Origin of the sequence: Streptomyces sp. NPDC059900 (assembly GCF_050270335.1) — a bacterium.
In the GTDB taxonomy this organism is placed as follows: domain Bacteria; phylum Actinomycetota; class Actinomycetes; order Streptomycetales; family Streptomycetaceae; genus Streptomyces.
Window position 1 is genome coordinate 1 of record NZ_JBNNJZ010001016.1, and the last position, 1694, is coordinate 1694.

The 1694-nt window shown below is 70.3% G+C and carries 2 protein-coding genes; both read left to right on the top strand.

All coding sequences use genetic code 11. From position 1 onward, the window contains the following. Positions 1 to 47 precede the first annotated feature (47 nt). Complete coding sequence (locus tag ACQKIP_RS46775; RefSeq protein ID WP_365854857.1) at positions 48 to 710, top strand: TetR/AcrR family transcriptional regulator; 663 nt, start codon at positions 48 to 50, stop codon at positions 708 to 710. A gap of 223 nt (positions 711 to 933) precedes the next feature. Then, complete coding sequence (locus ACQKIP_RS46780) at positions 934 to 1302, top strand: VOC family protein (RefSeq protein WP_365854855.1); 369 nt, start codon at positions 934 to 936, stop codon at positions 1300 to 1302. Positions 1303 to 1694 lie beyond the last annotated feature (392 nt).

The following is a 1694-nucleotide window of genomic DNA, read 5'->3' on the forward strand; positions in this document are numbered from 1 at the left end:
ACACTACACCGTGCAGTGTAGTTCGATGAGCGGCTAGGATGGGGCCCATGCCGACCACGAAGACGCCGACCACGAAGACCCTGCGAGAGGGCTCCGCGCAGAAGCGGGCCGCCATCCTCTCGGCGGCCCGGGAACTGTTCCTCGCCGACGGCTTCGACCGGACCAGCGTCGACGCGGTCGCCGCCCGGGCCGAGGTGTCCAAGCGGACGGTCTACGACTACTTCGGCGACAAGCGGACGCTGCTGCAAGCCGTCGTCGACGCCGTCGGCGAGGCGATGATCACCACCATCCGGCGCACCCTCGACGACACCCTCAGCGACATCCCCGGGGATGCTGGCCTGGAAGACGCCCTGGTCACGTTCTCGATGCGCATCGCGACCGACATGCTCGGCTCGGCGGAGTACGCGACGCTGCAACGCCTGGTCCGTGCGGAGTCCGGAAACCTGCCGCACAAGGGCTACAACTCCATGGCCGACACCCCCGACGAGGCCATCGCCGAACGGTTCGCCGCCTGCGGCGACGCCGGACTGCTGCACGTCCCCGACCCCCGCCTCGCGGCCGACCAGTTCATCGCGCTGACCTTCGGTGTCGCGCTGGACCGGCTCGGCTCCGCGAACGCCGCGGAGGACAGCCGCGTCCGCCCCCTCGTGGTCGAGGGAGTGCGCACCTTCCTGCGCGCGTACCGCACCGCGCAGACCGGTCCCGCGTAGGCCGACACGCAGGCACGGCGGGATGAGGCCCCTGGCGAGGGGTCCGTGGGAGAGTGCGTTTCCGTCAGTCGCCTCTGCAGGCCCTGAAGCGTCGCCGAGGCTCTGGAGCGGCTTTGACGCGTTGTCCCGGATTCCGCGGCGGCACCGCCGTGTGCGAGCTCCGGCCTCGGGTACCCCGGAGCCGCCGAGAGAACGTGTCGCAGACGTGGACTAGGAGAACACCATGCCCGTAGCCACCTACTGTCTCGTCGCCGTGGACTGTCCTGATCCCGCTGCCCTGGCAGGCTTCTACGCCGCGCTCCTCGGGGGCGAACTCAAGCAGGACAGCGAGGACTGGTACGACCTGTACGCGCCGGGCGGCCACCGCATCGCCTTCCAGCGGGCCGAGGGCCATCAGCCGCCCCGGTGGCCGCGCGGTGACAACTCCCAGCAGTTGCACCTGGACTTCGAGGTCACGGACATGGGAGCGGCCGAGTCCCTCGCGCTGTCGCTCGGTGCCGTGCCCCTCGACCTCGACGACCAGGACGGACGGCGCGGTTTCCGCGTCTACGCCGACCCGGCGGGCCACCCGTTCTGCCTGTGCCGCGCCTGACGCGCCGCCCCTCGTACGACATGGGAACCGGATGGTGGCGCGGCGGGCTCCGGGTGAACGCCTGGCTCTGGTGCGGGGCCGCACTCCTGGGCTGGGGATGCCCGCCGTGCCTGGCGCTGGCCGTACTGGGCGTGCTTGCGCTGCCGGGAGTCGCCGGTATCGGCCCCGGATTTCTCCCCCTGAGACGACTGGGGCCACTTTGCCTGTTAGAGAACTCCGAAGCGGGGCACTGAAGGGGAGCTGCCCGGGCAGGCCCGGCGGAACGACGGCAGGGAACGGAAGAGGGGAAACCACATCATGCAGACCATCAGGCGCATGCGGCGTGTGCTGTACGGGGCTGTCATCCGGCCGAGGACGTATCGTCGCCGGGTATGAGTCTGCCCGTCACGTAC

What these genes read in the sequence shown, in the direction of transcription:
- ACQKIP_RS46780 (WP_365854855.1), top strand. Translation starts at nt 934, where the DNA reads ATGCCCGTAGCCACCTACTGTCTCGTCGCCGTGGACTGTCCTGATCCC.
- ACQKIP_RS46775 (WP_365854857.1), top strand. Translation starts at nt 48, where the DNA reads ATGCCGACCACGAAGACGCCGACCACGAAGACCCTGCGAGAGGGCTCC.